The sequence below is a fragment of the Variovorax sp. OV700 genome (genome assembly GCF_900099805.1).
Taxonomy (GTDB): domain Bacteria; phylum Pseudomonadota; class Gammaproteobacteria; order Burkholderiales; family Burkholderiaceae_C; genus Variovorax.
In genome coordinates this window covers 533,900-558,426 of record NZ_FNDR01000003.1, presented here as the reverse complement: position 1 = coordinate 558,426, position 24,527 = coordinate 533,900, and the positions used below count along the sequence as shown (strand labels likewise).

The window sequence follows — 24,527 nt, the reverse complement described above, 5'->3', positions numbered from 1 at the left end:
AAAGCAAATAAAACAAACGTGGCAAAGTGTGTCTTTCCGGGCTCGACGGGGCCATCCCCGAAAATTGGTAAATGCCACACCGAGAACCTCTTCCGCGGGCATGGCTTGCTGCGTCGATTGGCGCCGTTCTTTTCTTCCTCCTCCTTGTCACCGGCCCTGCGTTGGCGCGGGCGCAACCACCCGCTGCTGAACTCCATGTCGAAGCGGTGCGCAGCCCCGGCTGGGACGACACCGCCCCGCCGGCCGACGGCTGGACGCCCGTCACCCTGCCCGACAGCTGGGCCGGGCGCTGGCCGGGCTTCGACGGCGTGGTCTGGTACCGGCTGACCTGGGAGCAGCCGGAACAGCTGCGGGAGGTCGGGCTGCTGCTGCACTACCTCAACATGGCCGGTGCGGTGTCGCTCAACGGCACGCCGATCTCGCGCGACGAGAGCCTGGTCGAGCCGCTCACGCGCGCCTGGAACACGCCGCGCTACTGGCTGCTGGCGCCGCCGCTGCTGCAAAGCGGCACCAACACGCTGCAGGTGCGCGTCTCGGGCCTGTCCGCCTACCAGGCAGGCCTCGGCCCGGTCAGCCTCGGCACGCCGGCGGCGATGCAAGCCGCGTTCACTTACGAGCACATCGTGCGCCGCGACCTGCAGGTGCTGGGCCTCGCGGTGAGCGCCGCTGTCTCGGCCCTCTTCGCCGCGCTGTGGCTGATGCGCCGGCGCGAAACCGCCTACGGCTGGTTCGCGGTAATGGACGTGCTGTGGCTGCTGTTCGGCTACAACCAGATAGCGACCAGCCCCTGGCCCTTTGCCTCCAACCACAGCTGGCAGGCGCTGAACACCTCGCTGCTGCTGGTGTTCAGCGCTTCCTATGTCGTCTTTGCGTTGCGCTTCTGCGACCGGCGCATGCCGCGCCTGGAACTGGCGGCGCTGCTGGTCACGCTGGCCGGCGTGCTCGACCTGTGGCTGGCGAACGGCCCGGGCCTGCCCCTGCATCGCGCCTTCTGGACTCTGGTGGGCGGCCTCATGACCATTGCCGTCAACAGCGCGTCCATCGTGCACGCCTGGCGCCACCCCGGCAGTCCGATGCGTTTGCTTGCGCCGTTCATGGCGGTATCCGCAGTCGCAGGTGCGCACGATCTGCTGGTGTTCACGCAGGTGATCGACAGCAACGTCTACTACACGACCATCTCGTCGTACCTGCTGCTGCTCGGCATGGCGCTGACCCAGGCCGGCCGCTTCGTGCAGAGCCTGAAACGCATCGAGAACTTCAACACCGAGCTGATCGAGGAAGTGAACGCTGCCAAGGCCGAGTTGGCCGCCACGCTCGCGCAGCAGCATGCGCTGGAGCTGGCGCATGCGCGCATCGGCGAGCGCGTCAACCTTGCGAGCGACCTGCACGACGGGCTGGGGGGCATGCTGGTCGGCAGCATCGCGACGCTGGAACGCAAGCCCGAGAACCTCTCCGCGCCCGAGTTGCTGGCCATGCTCAAGCGCCTGCGCGACGACCTGCGGCTGATCATCGACGCCACCGGCCGCCACGACGGTGCCCGGGCGTTCGGTGAACTGCTCGCGCCACTGCGCCATCGCACCTCGCAATTGCTCGACGCCAACGGCATCGACTGCCGCTGGCAGGTGTCGAACATCGAGATGCTCGAACTCCCTCCCTCGCAGAGCCTCGACCTGCTTCGCTTTCTACAGGAGGCACTGACCAATGTGCTCAAACACAGCGCAAGCCGCCGCGTGGATGTGGCAGTGACGCGCACCGGCAACGAACTGCAACTAAGCGTGCGCGATGACGGCTGCGGCTTCGTGGTGGATGGGGCCGACAAGGGAGGCGGCGCGGGCTTACGCAGCCTGCGCGCCCGCGCGCGCCGCCTCGGGGCGGATCTGCAGTTGCATTCGCGGCCCGGCGAGACGCAACTGGCCCTGCGCCTGCCACTGGCGTCCACAGCCTGAGAGCCTGCGAACGCCCGGCTTCTCGCGCGGGGCGCGTTTTCGTCCGTATCCGCTGGGACGGGCCTGCTCCGCGCCGGCCCTGTCAAGACGGGGATAAACCAGATGATACAAATTGCCATCTTCGGTAACAATTGCTGAAAATAAGTAAAAACGTCCCAGTTCTCCGGCCGCCGCTTCAGAATGCAGCACAAATGTCAACTTCCCTCTCGGAAGCCGTTGAAGTCATCTCCCTGAGCCCGACCCTCGTGGTCGAAAACGACCGGGCGATGCAGGAACGTTTGCACTACGTTCTGTCGATGCTCGGCTGCGACGAGCCGCAAATCGCATGGACCGACGACGACGCGACGGCCATGCAACTGTTCGAGAGCCAGCGCTTCGGCGTCGCCCTTGTCGATATCGGACTGCCGGACGGCCGCGGAATCGAGCTCATCGAATGGCTGCAAGCGCACCACCCGCAGGTGTCGGCGGTGGCAATTTCCGCCTCGTCGCGCACCGAAAAAACCATCTTTTCGGCATTGCGCGCAGGCGCCGTGGCCTATTTGCTGAAGGAGCGCGACGACCTCGAACTCAGCATCGCGCTGCGAAGCATCGAACAAGGCGGCGCGCTCATCGATGCGGCCATTGCCCGGCGCGTTCTCGCGTGGCATGCCGATCACGCAAGCGACTTGCTGTCCATGCCGGACGCGGCACTGACGCTGCGCGAACGCAACATGCTGGAACTCGTGGTGCAGGGGCTTACCCACCGCGACATCGCCGAAACGCTTTCGACCCCCCGGCTTGCGGTGGAACGCCGCACCCGGAACATCTATAGAAAGCTGGCGCTGGGCCCGCGGGCCGGCTCGGCGTACCAGGCGGTCAGCACAAGCATTCTGCTGCGATAGCGCAGTTGCTTCGCGGCCGCGCTACGCCGCACGCTACGTTCCTTGCTACTCCGCCCAAACCACCGTCCCCGTCCATGCCGTCGCCAGCACCACGATGCCGAAGGCGATGCGGTACCAGGCAAACGGGATGAAATTGTGCGTGCTGATGTACTTCAGCAGCCAGCGCACGCAGAGCCACGCACTGACGAACGAGAACACCAGGCCCACGGAGAACAATGGAACGTCGGCCATCGAGAGCAGCGCGCGTTCCTTGTAGAGGCTGTAGGCACCAGCGCCGATCAGCGTCGGAATGGCAAGGAAGAACGAGAAGTCCGTGGCGGCCTGGCGTGACAGGCCCAGCAGCATGCCGCCGATGATGGTCGAGCCGCTGCGGCTGGTGCCCGGAATCATCGCGAAACACTGCACCAGACCGACCTTGAGGGCGTCCCACATCGTCATGTCGTCGACGTGCTCGATGCGGATCGAACCCGGCGGCCGCTTCTCGGCCCACAGGATGATGAAGCCGCCGATGATGAACGTGCTTGCCACCACCACGGGCGTGAAGAGCTGCTCCTTGATCATCTTGCCGAATATCAGGCCGAGCACCACGGCGGGAATGAAGCCGATGACCACGTTGAGCGCGAGACGCCTTGCCTTGGCCTGCCGCGGCAACGCCACCACGGTGGAATGGATCTTCTGCCAGTACACCAGGATCACCGCGAAGATCGCGCCGGTCTGAATCGCGATGTCGAACACCTTGGCCTTGGCGTCGTCGAAGCCGAGCAACGAGCCCGCAAGAATCAGATGTCCGGTCGACGAGATGGGCAGAAACTCGGTCAGCCCCTCGACGATGCCCATGACGGCGGCCTTCACCAGCAAAACGATGTCCACGCTTACTCCTTTAAAGAGCGTCAATTATGGCGAGGCATCGAGTCAGGCCAGGTTCAGCTGGCCCCGGACAGTTGCGGGCCTTATCGAGGGACTTGACCGGCGCGCATCCGCAGGGCTCGCACCGCACTGTCTACGGTGGTGAGCACGGGCAAGCCGCTCGCTTGCTCGCAGGCCGTGCGCGCGCGCGCCATGCTGAACTGCGCGAGCGCAATGCGCGTGCAGCCGCGATTGCGCAGAGCCACCGCCTGCGCGGCGATCAAGGCATCGTGGCGCTGTGTGTCGCCAGCGTTCAAGGCATCGAGCGCGCCTTCGGCCAACGCGGGTTCGAGCGCGATGCCGGAGGGAAATTCAGGCGGCATCGACACGAGCGTGGCCGCGAAGGTTGCGATGAGGCCGAGCTTGCCCTGCCCTTCGGTTGGAGCTTGCGCGGCCTCGGCAACCATGGCCTCGTTGGGCTTGAGCACCGGAATGCCCGCATGCCGCTGCGCCACCGCCTCGATGCACGGCCCGAAGGCCGAGCATGTGAAGAGAATGCCCTCTGCACCAGTGTCGACCGCGTACTGTGCGAGCCGCTGAAAGCGCACGTGCATGGCAGCGCCGAGGCCGCGCCCACCGCGCGCAAGGTTGGCCGAGAGGCTGTCGTCCAGCAGGTTCATGCGCACGGCCTCTGGCCACTCGCGCTCGAAGGCGGCGTTGATGGGCGCAACCGAATGCGAAAGCGCGTGGATCAGTGCGATGCGGGTCATGCGGGAACGGCGGTCAGATGCCCTTGGAAGACGGGTTGGCAAAGGCCTCTTTCGTCTCTGCGTTGAGCGGGTAGTTGATGTTGATGCCCTTGGGCGGAATGGGCGACGTGAACCACTTGTTGTAGAGCTTCTCCATCTCGCCGGACTTCATCATGCCCGACACCACGCGGTCCACCAGCGCCTTGAAGGCCGGATCGTCCTTGCGGAACATGAGCGACTGGTTCTCGGTGCGCAGGCTCTCGCCGGCGATGATGAAATCCTTCGGGTTGCGCGCATTCGCGATCTGCCCGGCCAGCAGGATGTCGTCGAGCACGAAGGCCTGCGCCCTGCCGCTTTCCACCAGCAGGAACGAGTCGCTGTGGTCCTTGCCGCCGAGGTTGTTCACCTCGAGATTGCGGCCCTTGTCCGCCTCGCGCAGCAGGCGGAACGAGGTGGTGCCGGTGGTGGTGACCACCGTCTTGCCCTGCAGGTCGGCAATGCTCCTGATGCCCGCATCGGCCTTGACCAGCATGCGCACGTTGTAGCGGAAGATGTCGGGCGAAAACGCCACCTGTTTCTGGCGCTCGACCAGGTTGGTGGTGGAGCCGCACTCGATGTCGACCGTGCCGTTCTGCACCAGCGGAATGCGGTTGGCCGAGGTCACGGCCTGGTACTTGATCTCGATGGCCGGCAGCTTGAGCTCGCTCTTCACCGCCTCGACGATGCGGTTGCAGATTTCGATGCTGTAGCCCACGGGCTTGAGGTTGCCATCGAGGTACGAGAAGCCGAAGGACGACTCGCGATAGCCGAAGGTGATGGTGCCGCTTGCCTTGATCTTGGCGAGCGTGTCGTTGTTGTCCTGCGCCTGTGCGGCCGTGTGCGGCAGGAGGACGGCAAAGGCCACCGCGAGAGCGGCAGCACCGAAGGGAATCGGCAGACGAAGCTTGGGCATGGGAGCGCTCCTCGGAACGGCGGTTGAAGAAAACGGCGAAAGAAATTGAGCAGTGGTCAGCGCGCGGCGGCACTCGTCACCGCGCCGATCGAAGCAGCGAGGCGGGTGGCGATTTCCCGCAGGTCTTGCCGCTTCGCGATGAACGGTGGCGCGAGCAGCACGTGGTCGCCCTGCCGGCCATCGACCGTGCCGCCGAAGGGATAGCACAGCAGGCCGCGCGCCATGGCGTCCTTCTTGATGGCTGCGTTGACCTTCAACGTCGGATCGAACGGCGCCTTGCTCGCGCGGTCGGCCACCAGCTCGATGCCCCAGAAGAAGCCGCGGCCGCGGATGTCGCCCACGTGCGCATGGCCGCCGAGCGCTTCGGCCAGCATGGCGCCGAAGGCCGCGCCGTCTTCACGCACCTTGGCGACCAGGCCGTCGCGCCGGATCACCTGCTGCACCGCGAGCGCCGCCGCACAGGCCATGGGATGGCCAAGGTAGGTGTGGCCATGCTGGAAGAAGCCGCTGCCCTTCGACATGGCCTCGACGACCTTGCCCTGCGCCAGCACCGCGCCGATCGGCTGATAGCCGCCGCCCAGGCCCTTGGCAATGGTCATCAGGTCGGGCACCACGCCCTCTTGTTCGCAGGCGTGCAGCGTGCCGGTGCGCCCCATGCCGCACATCACTTCGTCGAGGATCAGCAGCACGCCGTATTTGTCGCACACCGCGCGCACGGCCTTGAAGTAGCCCGGCACGGGCGTGAGCACGCCGGCCGTGGCGCCGCCCACCGTTTCGGCCACAAAAGCGATGACGCGATCGGCGCCCTGCGCGACGATGGCCGTCTCGAGTTCGGCCGCAAGGCGCAGGCCGTATTGCTCGGCGCTCTCGCCGACGCGCTGCTCGCGATAGGGGTAGCACGGCGCCACATGCGTGGCCGGCACGAGGATGGGCGCGAACGGCTCGCGCCGCCATGCGTTGCCGCCCACAGCCAGCGCGCCCAGCGTGTTGCCGTGATAGCTCTGGCGGCGCGCGATGAAGTGCGTGCGCTGCGGCTGGCCGATCTCGACGAAATATTGCCGCGCCATCTTGAGCGCCGCCTCGACCGCCTCGGACCCGCCGCTCACCAGGTACGCATGGCTCATGCCTTCGGGGGCGGAAGCGATCAGTTCGTCGGCCAGCCGCTCGGCCACTTCGCTTGTGAAGAAGCTGGTGTGCGCGTACGCCAGCTTGTCGATCTGCGCATGCATGGCGGCCAGCACCTCGGGGTGCGCATGGCCGAGCGACGACACGGCCGCGCCGCCCGAGGCATCGAGGTATTCGCGGCCCTCGGCGTCGCGGATGAACATGCCGCCGGAGCCTGTGGCAACGGGGGGCGTGTGGCGAAGGTGGCGATGGAGGACGTGCGTCATGACGGTTGGGCGGCGGTGGATGGCGGATGCGTGTTTGGAACCAACGTTTCCGCCGGATTATTATTTGGAACGTTTGTTCCGTCAACTACTTCGTCGTTCCGTGTCCGGTACATTCGTTCCAACAACCGCCAGAAGAGAGACACCGCCATGGGCGCCAGAGACCAGATCCGCCAGCGTTTCAACGAGTTGAGCCCGGCCCTGCAGCAGGTTGCGCGCTACGTGCTCGACCACCCCAACGAGGTGGTGACCGCATCGATGCGCAACGTGGGCACGCGCGCGCAAAGCACGCCCGCCACGTTGGTGCGTTTTGCGCAGCATCTGGGCTATGCGGGCTGGCCGCAGCTCAAGGAAGCCTTTGCTGGCGACATGGGCCTGGGCAGCGAAACCTACGGCGGGCGGGCCAAGCAACTCATCGGCCGCGCGCAGGACCGAAGCCTGACGGCCGAGATGTTCGAGGTTCAGCGCCGCAACCTCGAGGCCACGCACCAGCAGAGCGAGCAGGCGCTGCAAAAAGCCTGTGCGCTGATCGAGAAGGCGCCGGCCGTGCATGCGGCGGGTTTCAGGGCCTGCTTTCCGATCGCGTTTTCGTTCGTCTACGTGTATCGGCTCTTCCGCGCCAGCGTGCACCTGGTCGACGGCCAGGGCGGCTCGCTCGAAATGCAGCAACGCGCCTTTGCCAAGGGCGACGCGCTGGTGGTGGCCAGCTTCATGCCCTACTCGCGCGAGGCGCTTCAGGTGGCACAAGCGGCCAAGGCGGCCGGTTGCCGCATCGTGGCCATCACCGACAGCGTGACGTCGCCGCTGTCGCTGCTGGCGGACGAAACGCTCCTTTTCACGATCAACAGCCCCTCGTTCTTTCCGTCGGTGGCGGCGGGGGTTGCCGTGACCGAGGCGCTGGTCGAATTGCTCGCAAGCCGCGCGGGCAAGCCGGTGATCCGGCGCATCGACCAGGCCGAGGCGCAGCTGTTCGAGTCAGGGGCTTACCTGGTGCCGCCGGTGCCGCGCGGAAATTAGGCCTCCGAGCCGAATCCGCGTGCTGCAGTGCCGCAATGGCGGAACCCCGTTCGAGCCCGAATGGTCGAACGACTGTCGCGGTTGTGTGCCGCGACAGGAGGTAATGACCATGAAGCAGGTGAAACATTGGCAAGACCCCGTCAGCGTCGCGCTCGGTGCGTGGCTGATCATCTCGCCTTGGGTCCTGGGGTTCCAGGACGTCACTTACGCGATGTGGAGCGCAGTGGCGACAGGCGTCGTGCTGGGCGCAGTGGCGCTGGGGGCGACCCTGGTTCCGCGTGCATGGGAAGAGTGGACCGAAGGCGCGATCGCCATCTGGCTGGCCGCGTCACCCTGGGTACTAGGCTTTGCCACCGTTGAGAAAGCGATGGTCAACGCAGTGCTCGTGGCAGCGGCGATCCTGGTGCTCGCACTCTGGGTTCTGGTGACCGACAAGGACTACCTCGGCGGGTCCCTGGACCGTCACGCGCACTGAGCGCCTGACGATCGCGCCGTGAAGAAGAACGGCTCCGCGCGTAACCCACGCCGGGGCTGAGGGGATGGGCAGCCGCCCATCTCGCGCACAGCCAGTCCGCTCCGCTCAGCGGAGGGGGGTGGGCTGTTGCCAGCCGCCGCCAAGAGCTTGGATGAGTGCTACCGCGGCGGTCTGCCGATTGACCTGCAGCTGCACCAGCGTGCGCCGCGCACTGAGAGCGGCTGCCTGCGCCGTGACCACGTCCGTGTAGCTGACCTGCGCCGCGCGGTAGCGGTTGAGCAGCTGCTGCTCGGTCTTGTCGGCGGCGGCCGATGCCTCGCGCCGCAGGCCCTCCTGCTGCGCGAGCGCGGCGCCGGCCGTCAACTGGTCTTCCACCGCCTGGAACGCCGTGAGAACAGCCTGCCGGTAACGCGCCACGCTGGCTTCATGGGCCGCCTTGGCCGAGTCGACGCTCGCGCCGATGGCGCCGGCATCGAACACCACCTGCGCCACGGAAAGGCCGAGCGCCCACAGCGTGTTGGAGGCATTGAACAGGTCTTTCACGCGGCTCGCATTGCTGCCAATCGAAGCGCTGAGCCCGAAGTTCGGGAAGTACGCCGACCGCGCAATGCCGATCTGCGCATTGGCCGCTGCCACCGCACGCTCGGCGGCGGCAATGTCGGGCCGGCGCTGCAGCAGGGTGGAAGGCACGCCGGTGGGGATGCCAGGCACCGTGGGCGTCCACTGCGCAGGCGGCAGGCTGAAGTCGGCGGGCGCCACGCCCACCAGCATGGCAATGGCGTGCTCCAGCGTGGCACGGGTGCGCTGCAAGCCCACGCGCTCGGCCTGCGCGGTCACGAGCTGGGTCTGCGCCTGCAGCACGTCGGTCTGGGCCGCAATGCCGGCCTTGTAGCGGTTGCTCGTGATCTCGAAGGCGCGCTGGTAGCCCTCGATGGTCTGGTCGAGCAGAACGATTTCGGCGTCGGCTTCGCGCAGTGAAAAATAATTGGTCGCCAGGTCGCCGATGGCCGAGAGGCGTGCCGACGCCAGGTCGGCCTCGCTGGCCTGTGCATTCGCCTGTGCGCTGGTCACGGCCTGCCGCAGCCGGCCCCACACGTCGGGCGCCCAGTCGACACCGAGCGTGGCCGAAAAGGCATTGGACGCATTGCTGCTGCCGCCGATGTTGCCGCTTCGCCGGCCGCTGCCGTCGAGCGATACCGTGGGGAACAGTGCGGCGCGCTCCCCCCGCACCAGAGCCTGCGCCTGCGCGTAGTTGGCCACGGCCGCGGCAATGTTCTGGTTCGACACCTGCACCCTGGCGGCCAGCTCGTCGAGCGTGGCATCGCCGAAAAGCTCCCACCAATCGCCGCGATCGAGCGCATCGGCCGGGGCCGCGGGCAGCCAGCCCTCGGCGGTCTTCTGCTCCTTCCAGCCGGCGGGCATGGCCGAGCTTGGCACCTGGTATGCAGGGCCTACGGCGCAGCCGGCCACCATGGCCGCGAAGGCGAGCGCGGACAGCGAAGGGATGCGGGTGCGATGTGTCATGGCAAGGGATTCATTTTCTCGGAGGCCGGGGACACCGCGGAACCGGCTTTGCCGGGCCGCCGGTGTTGCCCCCTTGAGGGGGGAGTCGAGCTACACGAAGTGAGCGAGGGACGGGGGTGGGTTTCATACTGGCAAGCTCGCGGCGCGGCTCAGGTGCCGCTCGTTGCCCGAGCGCCGGCGCAGCTTGTCGAGCAGCACGTAGACCACCGGCGTGGTCAGCAGCGTAAGCAGCTGGCTCGCCACCAGGCCGCCGATGATCGCCACGCCCAGCGGCTGACGCAGTTCGGCGCCCTGGCCGAAACCGATCGCCAGCGGCAGCGCGCCCAGCGCGGCGGCCAGCGTGGTCATGAGAATCGGCCGGAAGCGCAGCAGGCACGCCTCGCGCACCGCTTCCACGGCCGAGATGCCGCGCGCGCGCTCCGCCTCGAGCGCGAAGTCGATGATCAGAATCGCATTCTTCTTCACGATGCCGATCAGGAGGAAAAGCCCGATCAGCGCAATGATCGAAAAATCCATGTGGAACAGCAGCAACGCCAGCACCGCGCCCACGCCGGCCGAAGGCAGCGTGGTCAGCACCGTGATCGGGTGGATCAGGCTTTCATAAAGGATGCCGAGCACGATGTAGATGACCACGATGGCTGCCAGGATGAGCGCCAGCTGCTGCCCCTGCGATTGCTGCGCGGCGAGCGCCGTACCCTGGAAGCTGCCGCGCACGTTCACGGGCATGGCGATGTCGGCCTCGGCCTGCGCGACGATGCGCCGCGCATCCTGCAGCGTCACGCCCTCGTCCAGGTTGAACGAGACGGTGCTTGCGAGTTCGGTGTCCTGGTGGTCGATGGAGCTTGGCACAGCGCGCTCGCTGACCTTGGCGATGGCCGAGAGCGGCACCATCAGCGTGGTGTTCGCGGCCAGCGCCTGGCCGGTGGACGCGGTGCGCAGTGCCGGGTTGGCCGACGTGGTGGTCGAGGTGCCGGTGGTCGCATCGGTGGTGTTGGCCAGCGAACTCACGATGGTTGCGCCGCTCGCGGTGGTGCTGGTGGTGAGCGTCGAGGGTACGTACAGGTCCTTCAGCACGACGGGCGCGCGCTGGTAGCGTGGCGCCCATTCCATGATCACTGAATACTGGTTGAGCTCGTCGTAGATGGTGGCGACCGAGCGCTGCCCGTAGGCGTTGTAGAGCGCGTTGTCGACCGCGCTCGACGTCACGCCAAGCCGCGCGGCGCTTTCGCGGTCGACATCGACATAAGTTTCAACGCCGTTGTCCGCCTGGTCGCTGTCCACGTCGGTCAGCGCGGTTTCCTGGCGCAGCCGGTCGGCCAGCTTGGCGGTCCAGGTGCGCAGGTCGGCCAGGTTGTCGCCCTTCAGCGTGTACTGGTAGGTCGAATTACTCGATCGCCCGCCCATGCGCAGGTCTTGCACCGGGCTCAGGAACACGCGCAGGCCGGTCAGCTGGTTGAGCTGCGGCCGCAGCCGGTTGACGACCGCCGCGGTCTTTTCGGTGCGCTGAGACAACGGCTTGAGATTGACGAACATGAAGCCGCCACCCGAGCGGCTGCCGCCCGCAAAGCCAACCACGGTATCGACCGCCGGGTCCTTGTGAATGATGTCGACCGCCTGGCGCAGTTTTTCGCTCAGCGCGGCCGACGAAATGCTCTGGTCCGCGCGCAGGCCCGCATTGAGCTGGCCGTTGTCCTGCTCGGGGAAGTAGCCCTTGGGAATGGCAGAGAACAGGTACACGTTGAGCCCGATGACTGCCAGCAGCACCACCATGACCACGGCCTTGCTCGCGAGGGCCCAGTCGAGGCTGTGGGCATAGGTGCGCAGGCTCCATTGGTAGACGCTTTCGGCCATGCGCGCCAGGCGCCCCGGCGGCTTGGCATCGGGCTGCTCGGCCCGCAGCAGCATGGCGCACAGCATGGGCGTGGTGGTGAGCGAGATCACCAGCGAGATGAGCACCGCCACCGACAGGGTGACCGCGAATTCGCGGAACAGGCGGCCGATCTGCCCGTCCATGAACAGCAGCGGTATGAACACCGCCACCAGCGACAGGCTGATCGACAGCACGGTGAAACCCACCTCGCGCGCGCCGCGCAGGGCCGCCTCGATGCGGCCCACGCCGGCCTCGATGTGGCGGCTGGTGTTCTCGAGCACCACGATGGCGTCGTCCACCACGAAGCCGGTGGCCACCGTCAGCGCCATCAGGCTCAGGTTGTTCAGGCTGTAGCCCAGCAGGTGCATCACGCCGAAGGTGCCGAGCAGCGACACCACCGTGGCCACGGCCGGAATGATGGTGGCACGCGCACGGCGCAGGAACAGGCCCACCACGAGCACCACCAGCGCGATGGAGATCATCAGCGTGGCCTCGATCTCGCGCAGCGAGGCGCGGATGGAGTTGGTGCGGTCGGAGGCCACCTGCACCTCGATGTCCTGCGGCAGCTGGGCACGCAGCTCAGGCAGCAGTTCGCGCAGGCCGTCCACCGTCTGGATGATGTTGGCGCCGGGCTCCTGCGTGACCAGCACGACCACCGCGGGTTGTCCGTTGAAAAGGCCCAGCGTGCGCGTGTTCTCCACGCTGTCTATCACTCGCGCGACGTCGCCCAGCCGCACGGCCGCGCCGTTGCGCCAGGCGATCACCATGTCGCGGTACTCCACAGCGTGGCGGCCCGGCGAGGGCGTATAGATCTGCAGCCGGCGCTCGTCGTTCTCGATCGCGCCCTTGGGACGGTTGGCGTTGTTGGCCTGGATGGCGGCGCGCACGTCTTCGCTGCTGATGCCGTAGCGGTTGAGCGAAAAAGGCTCGAGCTCCACCCGCACCGCCGGCAGCGAGCCGCCGCCGATCTCGACTTCGCCCACGCCCTCCACCTGCGAGACCTTCTGGCTCACGATGTTGGACACGGCCTCGTAGATCTGCCCCGGCGTGCGCGTCTTGGACGTGAGCGCCAGGATCGCGATGGGCGCGGCCGTCGGGTTGCGCTTGCGGTAGGTCGGGTTGCTGCGCAAGGTGGCCGGCAGGTCGGCCCGCGCCGCGTTGATGGCCGCCTGCACCTCGCGCGCGGCACTGTCGATGTTGCGCTTGAGGTCGAACTGGAGGCTGATGCGGGTCGAGCCGTTGGAACTGGTCGAGGTGAGCTCGTTGACGCCCGCAATCACGCCGAGCCGCCGCTCCAGCGGCGTCGCCACGCTCGATGCCATGGTGCTCGGGCTCGCACCCGACAGGCTGGCCGTCACCGAGATAGTGGGAAAGTCGACCTGCGGCAACGGCGACACAGGCAGCACGAGGAACCCGGCGATCCCAGCCAGCGCAATGCCGATGGTCAAGAGGACCGTGGCAATCGGACGTTCGACGAAAGGCCTGGAGAGGTTCATGCGGCTGCGGCCTCCCCCTTGGGCCGGAAGCGACGGCCCAGCCGGTCGAATGCCAGGTAGACCACCGGCGTGGTGAACAGCGTGAGCACCTGGCTCACCACCAGCCCGCCGAAGATCGCCAGGCCCAGCGGCCGGCGCAGCTCGGCGCCCTCGCCCCAGCCGAACATCAGCGGCAGCGCCGCGAAAAGCGCCGCCAGCGTGGTCATCAGAATGGGCCGGAAGCGCAGCAATGCCGCCTGGTGGATGGCCTCCTGCGGCGACTTGCCCTCGCGCCGCTCGGCGTCGATGGCAAAGTCGATCATCATGATCGCGTTCTTCTTCACGATGCCGATCAAGAGGATGATGCCGATGATGCCGATCACGCCCAGGTCGTTGCCGGTGACCATCAAGGCCAGCAGCGCGCCCACGCCGGCCGAGGGCAGTGTCGAGAGAATCGTCAGCGGATGGATGTAGCTCTCATACAGCACGCCCAGCACGATGTACACGCACACCACTGCCGCCAGGATGAGCCACAGCTGGTTGGAAAGCGATTTCTCGTAGGCCCCCGCCGCACCCAGGAAGGTCATGGTCATGCTCGACGGCATGCCGATTTCCTTGGCCGCCGCGCGAATGGCCGCCACCGACTTTCCGAGCGCCACGTTCTCGGCCGTGTCGAAGCCCACTGTGGCCGCCGGATACTGCGCCACGTGCGTGACCTGCAGCGGCGCCGGCCGCTCGCGCACCGTGGCAATCGACGACAGCGTGGTTGCACTGCCGCCGCCGGTGCGCAATTGCAGGTTGCCCAGCAGCTGCGGCGAGGCCAGGGCTTCGCGCTGCGCTTCCAGGATCACGCGGTACTGATTGGTTTCGGTGAAGATGGTCGAGACGATCCGCTGGCCGAACGCGCTGTACAGCGTGTCGTCCACCGAACTGGCCGTGACCGAGAGGCGCGACGCCGTGTTGCGGTCGATGTCCACATAGGCAGCCAGGCCCTTCGCGCCTGCGTTGGTGGTGGCATTGCGCACCAGCGGTTCGGAGCGCAGCCGCTCCACCAGCTTTTGCGCCCAGGTATCGACGGTGTTGGTGTCCACCCCTTCGAGCGAGACGCGGAATTCGGTCGGACCGGTTTCGGCGTCGATGGTCAGGTCTTGCGTGGGCTGCAGGTACAACGTCACGCCGGCCACGGCACGCACCCGCTCGCGCAGGCGCTGCATGGTGGCTTCCTGGTTGCCCCGGTCGGCGCGCATGTTGATGAGCATGCTGCCGGTGTTCAGCGCCGTGTTGTTGGCAGCGTCAACGCCCACCACCGAGCTCACGCTGGCCACTTCGGGGTCGGCCAGGATGGCATTGGCGGCTTGCTTCTGCAGCTCGGCCATTCGCGTGTACGACACATCCTGCGACGCCTCGATGCGCGCCTGCAGCTGCCCGGTGTCCTGCGTCGGAAACAGCCCCTTGGGAATCACCACGTAGAGCAGCACCGTCAGCGCCAGCGTGGCCAGTGCCACGATGAGCGTCAGCGGCTGGTGGCGCAGCACCCATTGCAGCCACACGTCGTAGCGGCCAATGACGCGGTCGAAGAAACGCTGCACGCTGGCACCGAAACGTCCGCCCTCCTCGGCCTGCGGCTTGAGCCAGCGCGCCGACATCATCGGTACCAGCGTGAGCGACACCACGGCGGAAATCAGGATGGTGATGGCCAACGTGACGGCAAACTCGCGGAACAGCCGGCCCACCACGTCGCCCATGAACAGCAGTGGAATCAGCACCGCGATGAGCGACACCGTGAGCGAGATGATGGTGAAGCCGATTTGCGTGGCACCCTTGAGCGCGGCCTTGAACGGCGGGTCGCCCTCTTCCAGGTAGCGCGCGATGTTCTCGATCATCACGATCGCGTCGTCCACCACGAAGCCGGTGGCAATGGTCAGCGCCATCAGGCTCAGGTTGTTGAGGCTGTAGCCCAGCAGGTACATCAGCCCGCAGGTGCCGATGAGCGAGATTGGCACCGCCAGGCTCGCGATGATGGTCGCGCGCACGCTGTGCAAAAAGAAGAAGATCACCAGCACCACCATCACCACGGCCAGCCCGAGCTCGAGCTGCACGTGCGAGACCGAGGCGCGAATGCCGGTGGTGCGGTCGCTCAGCACCTCCACCTTGATCGAGCCCGGGAGCGATGCCTCGAGTTCGGGCAATTGCTTCTTGATGGCATCGACGGTGCCGATCACGTTCGCGCCGGGCTGGCGCTGTACGTTGAGGATGATGGCGGGATAGAGCGTGGCCGGCTGCTCGCCGGCGCGCAGCGCTGCCCAGGCGCCCAGCTGCGTGTTCTCGGCGCCGTCGACCACGCGCGCCACGTCGGTCATCCGCACCGGTGCGCCGTTCTTCCAAGCGACGATGAGGTTCTTGTAGTCGTCCGCCGTCACAAGCTGGTCGTTGGCGTTGATGGTGTAGGCACGCCGCGGTCCGTCGAAACTGCCCTTGGCGCTGTTGGCGTTGGCCGCGGTGATGGCGCTGCGCAGCGTGTCCAGGCCGATGCCCACCGACGCGAGCGCGTTGGTGTCGGCCTGGATGCGCACGGCCGGGCGCTGCCCGCCCGAAAGCGACACCAACCCCACGCCGCTGACCTGGCTGATCTTTTGCGCGAGCCGCGTGTTCACGAGGTTCTGCACCTCGGTGAGCGGCATGGTCTCCGAGCTCACGGCCAACGTGAGGATGGGCGCATCGGCCGGGTTCACCTTGGCGTACACCGGGGGTGCCGGCAGGTCGGCCGGCAGCAGCGAGCTGCCCGCGTTGATGGCGGCCTGCACCTGCTGCTCGGCCACGTCCAGCGTCTGGTCGAGGGCGAACTGCAGCGTAACGATGGAGACGCCCGCCGAGCTCACCGAGCTCATGCGATTGAGGCCCGCCATCTGGCCGAACTGGCGCTCGAGCGGGGCCGTCACAGTGCGGCCCATGACCTCGGGGCTGCCGCCGGGATAGAGGGTCTGCACCTGGATGGTCGGATAGTCGACCTGCGGCAGCGCGGCCAGCGGCAGCAGCCGCAGTCCGACGAGGCCGGCCAGCACGATGGCCACCATCAGCAGCGCCGTGGCCACCGGCCGTTCGATAAAAGGGCGGGAGGGGCTCATCGCGGACGCTCGCTGTTTCCGTGTGGTGTTGTGGTTGCTCGTCATTGCGGCGGGCGTTGGCGCCGCCGCTCTCCACCGCCTTCGCCGCGTTCTCCACGCTCGCCGCGTGCGCCGCGCGGACCCGAAGCCGCACCGCGCGGGCCGGAAGCACCGCCGCGCGGACCTGCCGCGGGCCGGTCGCCCTGCAGCTGCACGGCCGACCCGTCCTTGATGCGGTCGCCGCCTTCGGTCACCACGTTCTCGCCGACACGCAGGCCCGAGGTGATGGCCACCACCTCGGAGTTGGCTTCGCCGCGCTTCACCGGCCGCGTCGACACCTTGCGGTCTTCGTCGATCACGTAGACATAGTCGCCATTGGGGCCCGTGCGCACGGCCGTCACTGGAACCACCACCGCCCGCACCTTGCGCAGCAGCATCTGCACATTGACGAACTGGCTCGGGAACAGCGTGGTCTCTGCATTGCCGAAGCGGGCCTTGGCCTTCACCGTGCCGGTGGTGGTGTCGACCAGGTTATCGAGCGTGGAGAAAGTCCCGATGTCGAGCGTTACCGCTCGGGTGCGATCGAATGCGGTGACCGGCAGCGGCTCACCCTTGGCGAGCTGTGCCTGGATATCAGGCACTCGGTCTTGCGGCACCGAGAACTGCACGTCGATCGGGTTCATCTGCGTGATGACCGCGATGCCCGTGGTCGCGTTGGCCGTGACGGTGTTGCCGGCGTCCACGGCGCGCAGGCCGATGCGGCCGGCCACCGGCGAAGTGATGCGGGTGTAGTCGAGGTTCAGCTTGGCGGCGGCTTCGGCGGCGAGGTCGGTGGTGACCGTGCCTTCGAGCTGGCGGACCAGCGCGGCCTGGGTGTCGACGTCCTGCCGGGCGATGGAGTCCTGCCCCAGCAGCGTGCGGTAGCGCGCCAGCGTGACGCGCGCGGCCTCGAGCTGCGCCTCGTCGCGCTGGCGGGTGCCGCGAGCCTGCATCAGCGCCTGCTCGTAGGGCCGGGGATCGATGCGCGCGAGCAGTTGGTTCTTGGCAACGGTCTGCCCTTCGGTAAAGAGAACCTCGGTCAGCACGCCGCCCACCTGCGCCTTGAGCGTGATCGTTGCCAACGGCGTGACCGTGCCCAGCGCATCGATGGTGACCGGAAGCTCGATTTCGCGCGCCGCCGCATGGCCAACCGTGACGGTCGCACCGCCGAAGCCCGGGCCGCCGGTGGGGCTGGCCTTGCGGTTGATGAGATACCAGGCGCCGCCTCCCAGCGCCAGCAGCAACAGCAGCGCGATCAGGCTGCCGAGCCAGAGCTTGCGGCGCGAGGGCGGCCGGGGCGGCGGAGACGAGGAAGGTTGTGTTGCCGGTTGTACAGCAGGCGAATCGCCGGAAGAAGGCTCGGAGTTCGGAGATTCCATGTGTGATGTGGCAGTGCGCAAGTACGGCCGCTAGTGGAGCGCTGCATCGTAGCGCGCCTGTCTTATGAACCGTAAAGCGCCGGTAAAGCTGCGGCGAACGGCGCGTTTCGCGCCAATCCCCTGCGCTTGGCGCCGCAAGCCCGCATTTCGTCGCAGACCCGTGGCGGCTGCGTGGGGGCGCCGGCACAGTCCGCCCATCGAATCACCGTTTGTTGGAGAAACACCATGCTGCTGCAAATCATTCTTCACACCCCGAAGTGGGTCTTCGCCGTTTTCGTGCTGCTCGTGTGGCTGGGCTGCAAGCAGCTGATGTCCGGCAGTGTCAGCCTCGCCAAGGTCACGGTGGTGCCGATTGCCATGACAGGTCTTTCGCTGGCCGGCGTGATCTCGGCTTTTGGCGATTCGCCCGGCGCCCTGCTTGGCTGGGCCGTGGCGGCTACCGCGCTGGTGCTGATGGTGCTGCAGCGGTCCCTGCCCGCCGGCACGCGCTACGACCGCGCCGCACGCGAGTTCCAGGTGGCTGGCAGCGCGGTGCCGCTGGTGCTGATGATGGGCATCTTCTTCACCAAGTACGTGGTGGGCGTGGCTCTGGCCATGCACCCCGAGCTGCGCCAGCAAGCCAGCTTCGCCGTCGCGGTTCCCATGCTTTACGGCGCCTTCAGCGGGATTTTCGCGGCACGGGCCGTGCGCCTGTGGAAGCTGGCCATCCGCACCGACGCCATGGCCGTGGCAGCCCGCGCGGCCTAAGATCGCCGCCGGCGCACATTCCAGGAACCACCATGACCGTGCTCTTGTTGATCCTCCAGATTGCCGTCACGGTGGTGCTCGCCGCTTCCATCGCCGAGGCGCTGGTGCTGTCGTGGCGCAACGGCTGGGGCAGCTACGACTGGAAGGCCGCCGGCGTTTCCGTGGTCGACTTCCTGGTGCGCGAGTATCCCCTGCGCTGGTTGCTGCCGCTGGCCTTCTGGACCGGCGCGATGGACTGGTTCTGGAACCACCGCCTCTTCACGCTGCCCATGGGCCACTGGAGCGGCTGGGTCGCCTGCTTCGTCGGCCAGGAGTTCTGCTACTACTGGTACCACCGCGCCGCGCACCGGGTGCGCTGGTTCTGGTGCACGCACGCCATCCACCATTCGCCGAACCAGCTGAACCTGTCGGCCGCCTACCGCTTCGGCTGGACGGGCCGGCTCACCGGCACGCTCGCTTTCTTCATGCTCGCGCCGCTGCTGGGCATGCCGCCGAAGGTGATCCTGCTGATGCTCACGCTGAACCTGCTGTACCAGTTCTGGATTCACGCCACCTGGATTCCGAAGCTGGGGCCACTGGAATGGGTGCTCAATACGCCATCGGCCCACCGCGTGCACCACGCCTCGAACCTGGAATACCTGGACGGCAACTACGGCGGCGTGCTGATCGTGTTCGATCGCCTGTTCGGCACCTACATTCCGGAGCGCGCCGACCTTCCCTGCCGCTACGGGCTGGTGAAGCCGATGGTGTCCAACAACATCTTCGAGATCGAATTCACCCATTGGCGTGCACTGCTGCGCGACCTGCGCGCGGCGCGCTCGGCGCGGGCTTTCATCGGCTACCTTCTCATGCCGCCAGGCTGGCAGCCCGACGGGCCGGGCGAGACGACCGAGGAACTGCGCGAGCGGGCGGCTGTGCGACCACCATCATCATTGCCCGCCGCCACCGATCTCATTCCTGTCCAATTCAAGGAGCTGTCATGAACACCGCTGCATCCAATTCGAACCCCTCTTCCTCCGACGTCGAGCGACTTGCCCGCCGCCGCGCCCGTGCCAAGATGGGCTGGTACATCCATGCCTTCGTCTACGTTCTGGTCAATCTCGGGCTGGTGGTGCTCTCGGCATCGCGCGGCCATACCTGGGCGGTGTACCCGCTCATGGGCTGGGGCCTGGGCCTTCTCATACACGGCGCCGTGATCTGGTTCGTTGCGCCTGGCGGCAATTTCTACGACCGGCTGGTGGAGCGCGAACGGCGCGCTCTGCGCTCCGGAGAGCGCGGATGAGTGTTGAGGCGCTCCCTCGTTTCCGCGCGGAGAACGTCCGCGGCATGCTTCGGCATGGCCTGATCACCGTCGCCTTCTGCTGCCTCATCGCTTCCGCGTTGGCCATCTCGGGCAACGGCAGTTGGGAATCCCAGATGGTGTATTCGCTGTCGATCGGAACGATCTGTTGGCTCGTCATCGACACCGGCCGGTTGCTTCTGAGCGGTCACAAGGAGGTGCTGTGGCCGCACGGCCTCTGGAGCTATGGGCTGATAGCGCTGGGTATCACCGTCGGCTTTCTGGGCGGCAACGTCATCGGCGACGCCTGGGTCGGCGCGCCGCCGCTCGAGTTCCGCAACCTCGCCGCGCGCAAGATGGCCTCGACCATCATCATCACCCTGGTTGCCACCATCGGCATGTGCTTCTTCTTTTTCAGCCTCGGCAAGAGCAAGCACATGCAAAGCCAGCTCGACCTGGCGCAGCGCAATGCCACCGAGGCACGGCTCAAGCTGCTGGAGACGCAGCTGGAGCCGCACATGCTGTTCAACACGCTGGCGAACCTGCGCGTGCTGATCACCCTCGATCCGCCGCGCGCCGTGGCCATGCTCGACCGCCTCAACAACTACCTGCGCATGACGCTCAGCGGCTCGCGCGCCCTGGCGCATCCGCTGTCGGCCGAGTTCGAACGCCTTGCCGACTATCTCGAGCTGATGTCCGTGCGCATGGGCGAGCGCCTGCGCTACACGCTCGATCTGCCGGAAGATTTGCGCGACACGCCCGTGCCGCCGCTGCTGCTTCAGCCGCTGGTGGAAAACAGCATCCGCCACGGGCTCGAGCCCAAGGTCGAAGGCGGCAATATCATGGTGCGCGCCCGCCAGGAGGCTGACCGGCTGGTCATCGAAGTGAGCGACACCGGGGTCGGCCTCGACGCAAACCCGTCGCCGTCGGAAGGCGGCGGTTTCGGGCTCGCGCAGGTCCGCGAACGGCTGGCCACCGTGTACGGCGACCAGGGCCACATGAGCCTGGGCCCCGAGCCCGCGGGCGGTACCCGCACCATCATCAGCTTTCCCTTGCCCCCACGCGCATGAACCCCACCGCCCTCATTGCCGAAGACGAGCCCCTGCTTGCCCAGGCGCTCAAGGCCGAACTGGCCGCTGCATGGCCTGAACTGCAGGTGCTTGCCACCACCGGCGACGGCCGCGGCGCCGTCCGCGAGGCGCTCCGCCTGCTGCCGCAGGTACTGTTCTTCGACATTCGCATGCCCGGCCTCGACGGCCTGGGCGCTGCCGCCGAACTGGCCGACAGCTGGCCGACCGACGAGGCGCCCATGCCGCAGCTGGTGTTCGTGACCGCCTACGACGAATACGCCGCCCGCGCCTTTGAAACCCAGGCCATCGACTACGTGCTCAAGCCGGTGCAGCCCGAGCGCCTGCGCAAGACCGTGCTGCGGCTGCAGCAGGCCTTGACCGCACAGCAGCCATCGAAACCGGCCCCGCACGGAGCCGACGAAGTGTTGGAGCAAACCCTTGCGCAGTGGCGCCAGGTGCTTTCGGCTGCGTCCGGCGGCGCGCAGGCACCAGCCACCGCCCCGCTCCGGATGATTGCAGCCAGTGAAGCCGGCGGCAGCACCGTGCGCATGGTCCCGATGGACGAGGTGCTGTATTTCGAGGCGGCGGACAAATACATTCGCGTGCTCACCGCCACGCACGAATACCTGATTCGCACGCCGCTGAAGCAGCTGCTGACCCAACTCGACCCCGAGGTCTTCTGGCAAGTACACCGTGCGGTGGTGGTGCGCAGCTCGGCCATCGAGGCCGTACACCGCGACGAGGCGGGCAAGTTGCATCTGGACTTGCGCGGCCGGCCCGAGAAAATTCCGGTCAGCCGGCTTTACGGGCACCTGTTTCGCGCAATGTGAAATAAGCAGGCTCGAAACGCACATAAAAAAGCCGGCCCTGAGGGACCGGCTTTTTCACATGGCGGAAATTCCGCCTCAGCTACCGCTTAGCGCCAGTGGCGATGGCCGTGGTGATAGCCGCGCGGACCGTAGTAGCGGGGCGCGTAGTAGGCCGGCGGCGCGTAGTACACCGGGGCCGGACGGTAGTAGACGGGCGGCGGCGGACGGTAATAAACCGGGGGCGGCGCGTCGTAGTACACGGGCGCAGGGGCCGCGTACACCGGCGCCGGGTAGTAGGCTGGAGCGCCCACTCCCACAGCCACCCCTGGCAGGCCCACGCCCACCGACCAGCTCACGTCACCACGAGCACTGGCCGAAGTGGCCGCAAACAATGCACCGGCTGCCACGACACCCGCGGCGGCCCATTTGAAAAAGGTTGAACGTGTGAGGCTCATGATCTTGGACTCCTGGTTGGGGCGTTTCCCGCCCATGTATGTATTGAACGCGCCAAATGCAAAGCGGTTGCCCGCCGCAATGTGAAGAACGTTGCCAAAGGTAACTGGCAGGGGGTGCACTCTAGAATGCCGCAATGACCTCCCCGACCGACAAAGACAGCGCAAAAACAGCCGCTGCACCGAGTAATTTCTTGCGCCACGTGATCGAAAACGACCTCGCGCAGGGTGCCTATTCTGGCCGCAAATGGGGCGGTTCGCCCGGCGACGCCGCCCATCACGCCCAGGGCATGGCCGATCCGGCCAAGGTGCGCATGCGCTTTCCGCCCGAACCCAACGGCTACCTGCACATCGGCCATGCCAAGAGCATCTGGCTCAATTTCGAGCTGGCCAGGGAATACGGCGGCGTGTGTCATCTGCGCTTCGACGACACCAACCCGGAGAAAGAAGAACAGGAATACGTCGATTCCATCCGCGATGCCGTCCAGTGGCTCGGCTACGAGACCTACCTGGCCGACCGCCCCAGCGCGCCGGGCACCCTGCAGCCGCACGAATACTTTGCGAGCGACTACTTCGACTTCATGTACCGCGCGGCCGAGTACCTGATTGGCGCCGGCCTCGCTTACGTGGACGAACAGACGGCCGACGAAGTTCGCGCGAACCGCGGCGACTTCAACACGCCCGGCACCGACAGCCCCTTCCGCACCCGCACGCCCGAGGAAAACCTTGCGCGCTTTCGCGCCATGCGTGATGGCCAGGTGGCCGACGGCGCTGCCATCCTGCGCGCCAAGATCGACATGGCCAGCACCAACATCAACATGCGCGACCCCGCGCTGTACCGCGTGCGCCGGGCCACTCACCACAACACCGGCGACAAGTGGTGCATCTACCCGATGTACACCTTTGCGCATCCCATCGAAGACGCGCTGGAGCAGATCACCCATTCCATCTGCACGCTGGAGTTCGAAGACCAGCGCCCCTTCTACGACTGGTTGCTCGACCGTTTGGCCGAAGGCGGCCTCATCGCCAGCCCGCATCCGCGCCAATATGAATTTGCGCGGCTGAACGTCACGCACGTGATGACCAGCAAGCGCAAGCTGCGCCAGCTGGTCGAAGAAAAGCACGTCGACGGCTGGGACGACCCCCGCATGCCCACCCTGGCCGGCCTGCGCCGCCGCGGCTATACGCCCGAGGCGCTGCGCCTGTTCTGCGAACGCAGCGGCACCACCAAGTCCGGCGGCTGGATCGACTACGCGAGCCTTGAGGCCGCGTTGCGCGACACGCTCGACCCCATCGCACCGCGCGCCATGGCCGTGCTGGATCCTGTGAAGCTGGTCATTACCAACTGGGGCGAACTCATGGGCGGCGACGACGTCCTGGACGACTGCTCCGCCCCCGTGCACCCGCACCACCCCGAAATGGGCAGGCGCGACTTCAAGCTCGGCCGCGAGGTGTGGATCGAGCGCACCGACTACGAAGAAGTGCAGCCCAAGGGCTTCTTCCGACTGTTCCCCGGCAACAAGGTGCGGCTCAAATACGGCCACGTCATCGAATGCACCGGCGGCACCAAGGACGCGAGCGGCAAGCTCATCGAAGTGCAGGCCACGCTCGTGCCCGACACCAAGAGCGGCACGCCCGGCGCGGACGCCATCAAGGTGAAGGGCAACATCACTTGGGTGGCCTCGGCGGATGCGGTGCAGGCTGAAGTGCGCTTGTATGAGCGGCTGTTCTCGGCGGCGAATCCGGGCAGCGGTGAACTGCTGGACGAGTTGAACAAGCAGAGCCTGGAGGTTTGCTCGGCCTTTGTGGAGCCTTCGCTGGCCAAGGCCGAACCCGGTGTCGGGATTCAGTTCGAGCGGCACGGGTACTTCGTGCTCGATGCGAAGGCTGGTGCAAGCGGCAAGCGGGTGTTCAATCGCGCCGCGGGCATGCGGGACAGCTGGGGAAAGTAATTCCTTCCCGCCTGATCCGCTTCAACAAACCCTACGGCGTGCTCAGCCAGTTCACGCCCGAGGGCCGCTGGCGCGGGCTGAAAGACTTCATCGACATTCCTGACGTCTATGTCGCCGGCCGCCTCGATGCCGACAGCGAGGGCCTGCTGCTGCTCACCAACGACGGCCAGCTTCAGGCGCGCATCGCCGATCCGCGCTTCAAGATGGAGAAAACCTATTGGGTGCAGGTGGAAGGCGTGCCCACTGAAGAGGCGCTTGCCGCGTTGCGCCAAGGCGTGCAGCTCAACGATGGCCTCACGCGCCCGGCCCGTGCACGCCTGCTCGACCCACCGCCCGATGTGTGGGCACGGCAACCGCCCATTCGCGAACGCAAGAGCATTCCGACCGCGTGGCTGGAACTGGCGATCAGCGAAGGCCGCAACCGCCAGGTGCGGCGCATGACTGCCGCCGTGGGGCTTCCCACCCTGCGTCTGATTCGCGCCGCCATCGGGCCGCACACGCTGGACGGATTGGCGCCCGGCACCTGGCTGGAGTAGCGAGGCAGTGCCGCCGCACACCTTCATTCATTCGCCC

The 24,527-nt window shown here is 66.7% G+C and carries 20 protein-coding genes; 11 read left to right on the top strand and 9 right to left on the bottom strand.

Going from position 1 to position 24,527, the window contains the following annotated elements:
* Positions 1 to 71 precede the first annotated feature (71 nt).
* Together BLR24_RS09605 and BLR24_RS09600 are read left to right on the top strand one after the other, a co-directional pair.
* Complete coding sequence (locus BLR24_RS09605) at positions 72 to 1,946, top strand: sensor histidine kinase (RefSeq protein WP_093016160.1); 1,875 nt, start codon at positions 72 to 74, stop codon at positions 1,944 to 1,946.
* Between the two features lie 131 nt (positions 1,947 to 2,077).
* On the top strand, positions 2,078 to 2,827 hold the full coding sequence (locus BLR24_RS09600) for a response regulator transcription factor (RefSeq protein ID WP_254787221.1): 750 nt from the start codon (positions 2,078 to 2,080) through the stop codon (positions 2,825 to 2,827).
* 45 nt (positions 2,828 to 2,872) lie between these two features.
* Here BLR24_RS09600 and BLR24_RS09595 read toward each other — a convergent pair whose 3' ends face one another.
* The 4 genes from BLR24_RS09595 to BLR24_RS09580 form a co-directional block, all read right to left on the bottom strand.
* On the bottom strand, positions 2,873 to 3,697 hold the full coding sequence (locus BLR24_RS09595; RefSeq protein WP_093016154.1) for an undecaprenyl-diphosphate phosphatase: 825 nt from the start codon (positions 3,695 to 3,697) through the stop codon (positions 2,873 to 2,875).
* Between the two features lie 80 nt (positions 3,698 to 3,777).
* Positions 3,778 to 4,443 (bottom strand): aspartate/glutamate racemase family protein, encoded by a 666-nt coding sequence (locus BLR24_RS09590; RefSeq protein WP_093016151.1) that lies wholly within the window; start codon positions 4,441 to 4,443, stop codon positions 3,778 to 3,780.
* A 13-nt stretch (positions 4,444 to 4,456) separates the two neighbouring features.
* On the bottom strand, positions 4,457 to 5,374 hold the full coding sequence (locus BLR24_RS09585; protein ID WP_093016147.1) for an amino acid ABC transporter substrate-binding protein: 918 nt from the start codon (positions 5,372 to 5,374) through the stop codon (positions 4,457 to 4,459).
* Between the two features lie 56 nt (positions 5,375 to 5,430).
* Complete coding sequence (locus BLR24_RS09580; RefSeq protein ID WP_093016144.1) at positions 5,431 to 6,765, bottom strand: aspartate aminotransferase family protein; 1,335 nt, start codon at positions 6,763 to 6,765, stop codon at positions 5,431 to 5,433.
* Between the two features lie 147 nt (positions 6,766 to 6,912).
* Between BLR24_RS09580 and BLR24_RS09575 the strand changes: the two genes are divergently transcribed.
* Together BLR24_RS09575 and BLR24_RS09570 are read left to right on the top strand one after the other, a co-directional pair.
* Positions 6,913 to 7,779 carry a MurR/RpiR family transcriptional regulator gene (locus BLR24_RS09575; protein ID WP_093016141.1) on the top strand — a complete coding sequence of 289 codons (867 nt, stop codon included), beginning with the start codon at positions 6,913 to 6,915 and terminating at the stop codon, positions 7,777 to 7,779.
* Between the two features lie 109 nt (positions 7,780 to 7,888).
* A complete protein-coding gene (locus BLR24_RS09570; protein ID WP_093016340.1) occupies positions 7,889 to 8,254 on the top strand; it encodes an SPW repeat protein in 366 nt (121 codons plus the stop codon).
* A 105-nt stretch (positions 8,255 to 8,359) separates the two neighbouring features.
* On the opposite strand, the gene BLR24_RS09565 is transcribed toward BLR24_RS09570, so the two are convergent.
* The 4 genes from BLR24_RS09565 to BLR24_RS09550 all read right to left on the bottom strand — a co-directional run bounded on the left by BLR24_RS09565 (position 8,360) and on the right by BLR24_RS09550 (position 17,645).
* Positions 8,360 to 9,778, bottom strand: a complete 1,419-nt coding sequence (locus tag BLR24_RS09565) for an efflux transporter outer membrane subunit (RefSeq protein WP_093016138.1) — start codon at positions 9,776 to 9,778, stop codon at positions 8,360 to 8,362.
* A gap of 123 nt (positions 9,779 to 9,901) precedes the next feature.
* On the bottom strand, positions 9,902 to 13,144 hold the full coding sequence (locus BLR24_RS09560) for an efflux RND transporter permease subunit (protein ID WP_093016135.1): 3,243 nt from the start codon (positions 13,142 to 13,144) through the stop codon (positions 9,902 to 9,904).
* On the bottom strand, positions 13,141 to 16,248 hold the full coding sequence (locus BLR24_RS09555; RefSeq protein WP_093016133.1) for an efflux RND transporter permease subunit: 3,108 nt from the start codon (positions 16,246 to 16,248) through the stop codon (positions 13,141 to 13,143). The genes BLR24_RS09560 and BLR24_RS09555 overlap by 4 nt, the downstream gene beginning before the upstream one ends.
* Positions 16,249 to 16,289: 41 nt before the next feature.
* Positions 16,290 to 17,645 (bottom strand): efflux RND transporter periplasmic adaptor subunit, encoded by a 1,356-nt coding sequence (locus tag BLR24_RS09550; RefSeq protein WP_093016130.1) that lies wholly within the window; start codon positions 17,643 to 17,645, stop codon positions 16,290 to 16,292.
* 225 nt (positions 17,646 to 17,870) lie between these two features.
* On the opposite strand from BLR24_RS09550, the gene BLR24_RS09545 reads away from it, so the two are divergent.
* Genes BLR24_RS09545 through BLR24_RS09525 form a run of 5 tightly spaced genes read left to right on the top strand, consistent with a single transcriptional unit; the run spans position 17,871 to position 21,571 of the window.
* Positions 17,871 to 18,392, top strand: coding sequence for a DUF6622 family protein (locus BLR24_RS09545; protein ID WP_093016127.1), 522 nt, complete (start codon positions 17,871 to 17,873; stop codon positions 18,390 to 18,392).
* Between the two features lie 32 nt (positions 18,393 to 18,424).
* On the top strand, positions 18,425 to 19,375 hold the full coding sequence (locus BLR24_RS09540; protein WP_093016124.1) for a sterol desaturase family protein: 951 nt from the start codon (positions 18,425 to 18,427) through the stop codon (positions 19,373 to 19,375).
* On the top strand, positions 19,372 to 19,674 hold the full coding sequence (locus tag BLR24_RS09535; RefSeq protein ID WP_093016121.1) for a 2TM domain-containing protein: 303 nt from the start codon (positions 19,372 to 19,374) through the stop codon (positions 19,672 to 19,674). Before BLR24_RS09540 ends, BLR24_RS09535 begins: the two co-directional genes overlap by 4 nt.
* Positions 19,671 to 20,741 carry a sensor histidine kinase gene (locus tag BLR24_RS09530; RefSeq protein WP_093016118.1) on the top strand — a complete coding sequence of 357 codons (1,071 nt, stop codon included), beginning with the start codon at positions 19,671 to 19,673 and terminating at the stop codon, positions 20,739 to 20,741. The genes BLR24_RS09535 and BLR24_RS09530 overlap by 4 nt, the downstream gene beginning before the upstream one ends.
* On the top strand, positions 20,738 to 21,571 hold the full coding sequence (locus tag BLR24_RS09525) for a LytR/AlgR family response regulator transcription factor (protein WP_093016115.1): 834 nt from the start codon (positions 20,738 to 20,740) through the stop codon (positions 21,569 to 21,571). The genes BLR24_RS09530 and BLR24_RS09525 overlap by 4 nt, the downstream gene beginning before the upstream one ends.
* Positions 21,572 to 21,657: 86 nt before the next feature.
* Here BLR24_RS09525 and BLR24_RS09520 read toward each other — a convergent pair whose 3' ends face one another.
* Positions 21,658 to 22,005, bottom strand: coding sequence for a hypothetical protein (locus BLR24_RS09520; protein ID WP_093016338.1), 348 nt, complete (start codon positions 22,003 to 22,005; stop codon positions 21,658 to 21,660).
* A 134-nt stretch (positions 22,006 to 22,139) separates the two neighbouring features.
* Here BLR24_RS09520 and BLR24_RS09515 point away from each other — a divergent pair, with 134 nt between their 5' ends.
* Positions 22,140 to 23,954 (top strand): glutamine--tRNA ligase/YqeY domain fusion protein, encoded by a 1,815-nt coding sequence (locus tag BLR24_RS09515; protein ID WP_093016112.1) that lies wholly within the window; start codon positions 22,140 to 22,142, stop codon positions 23,952 to 23,954.
* Positions 23,954 to 24,490 (top strand): pseudouridine synthase, encoded by a 537-nt coding sequence (locus tag BLR24_RS09510; RefSeq protein WP_093016336.1) that lies wholly within the window; start codon positions 23,954 to 23,956, stop codon positions 24,488 to 24,490. The genes BLR24_RS09515 and BLR24_RS09510 overlap by 1 nt, the downstream gene beginning before the upstream one ends.
* Positions 24,491 to 24,527: the final 37 nt, after the last annotated feature.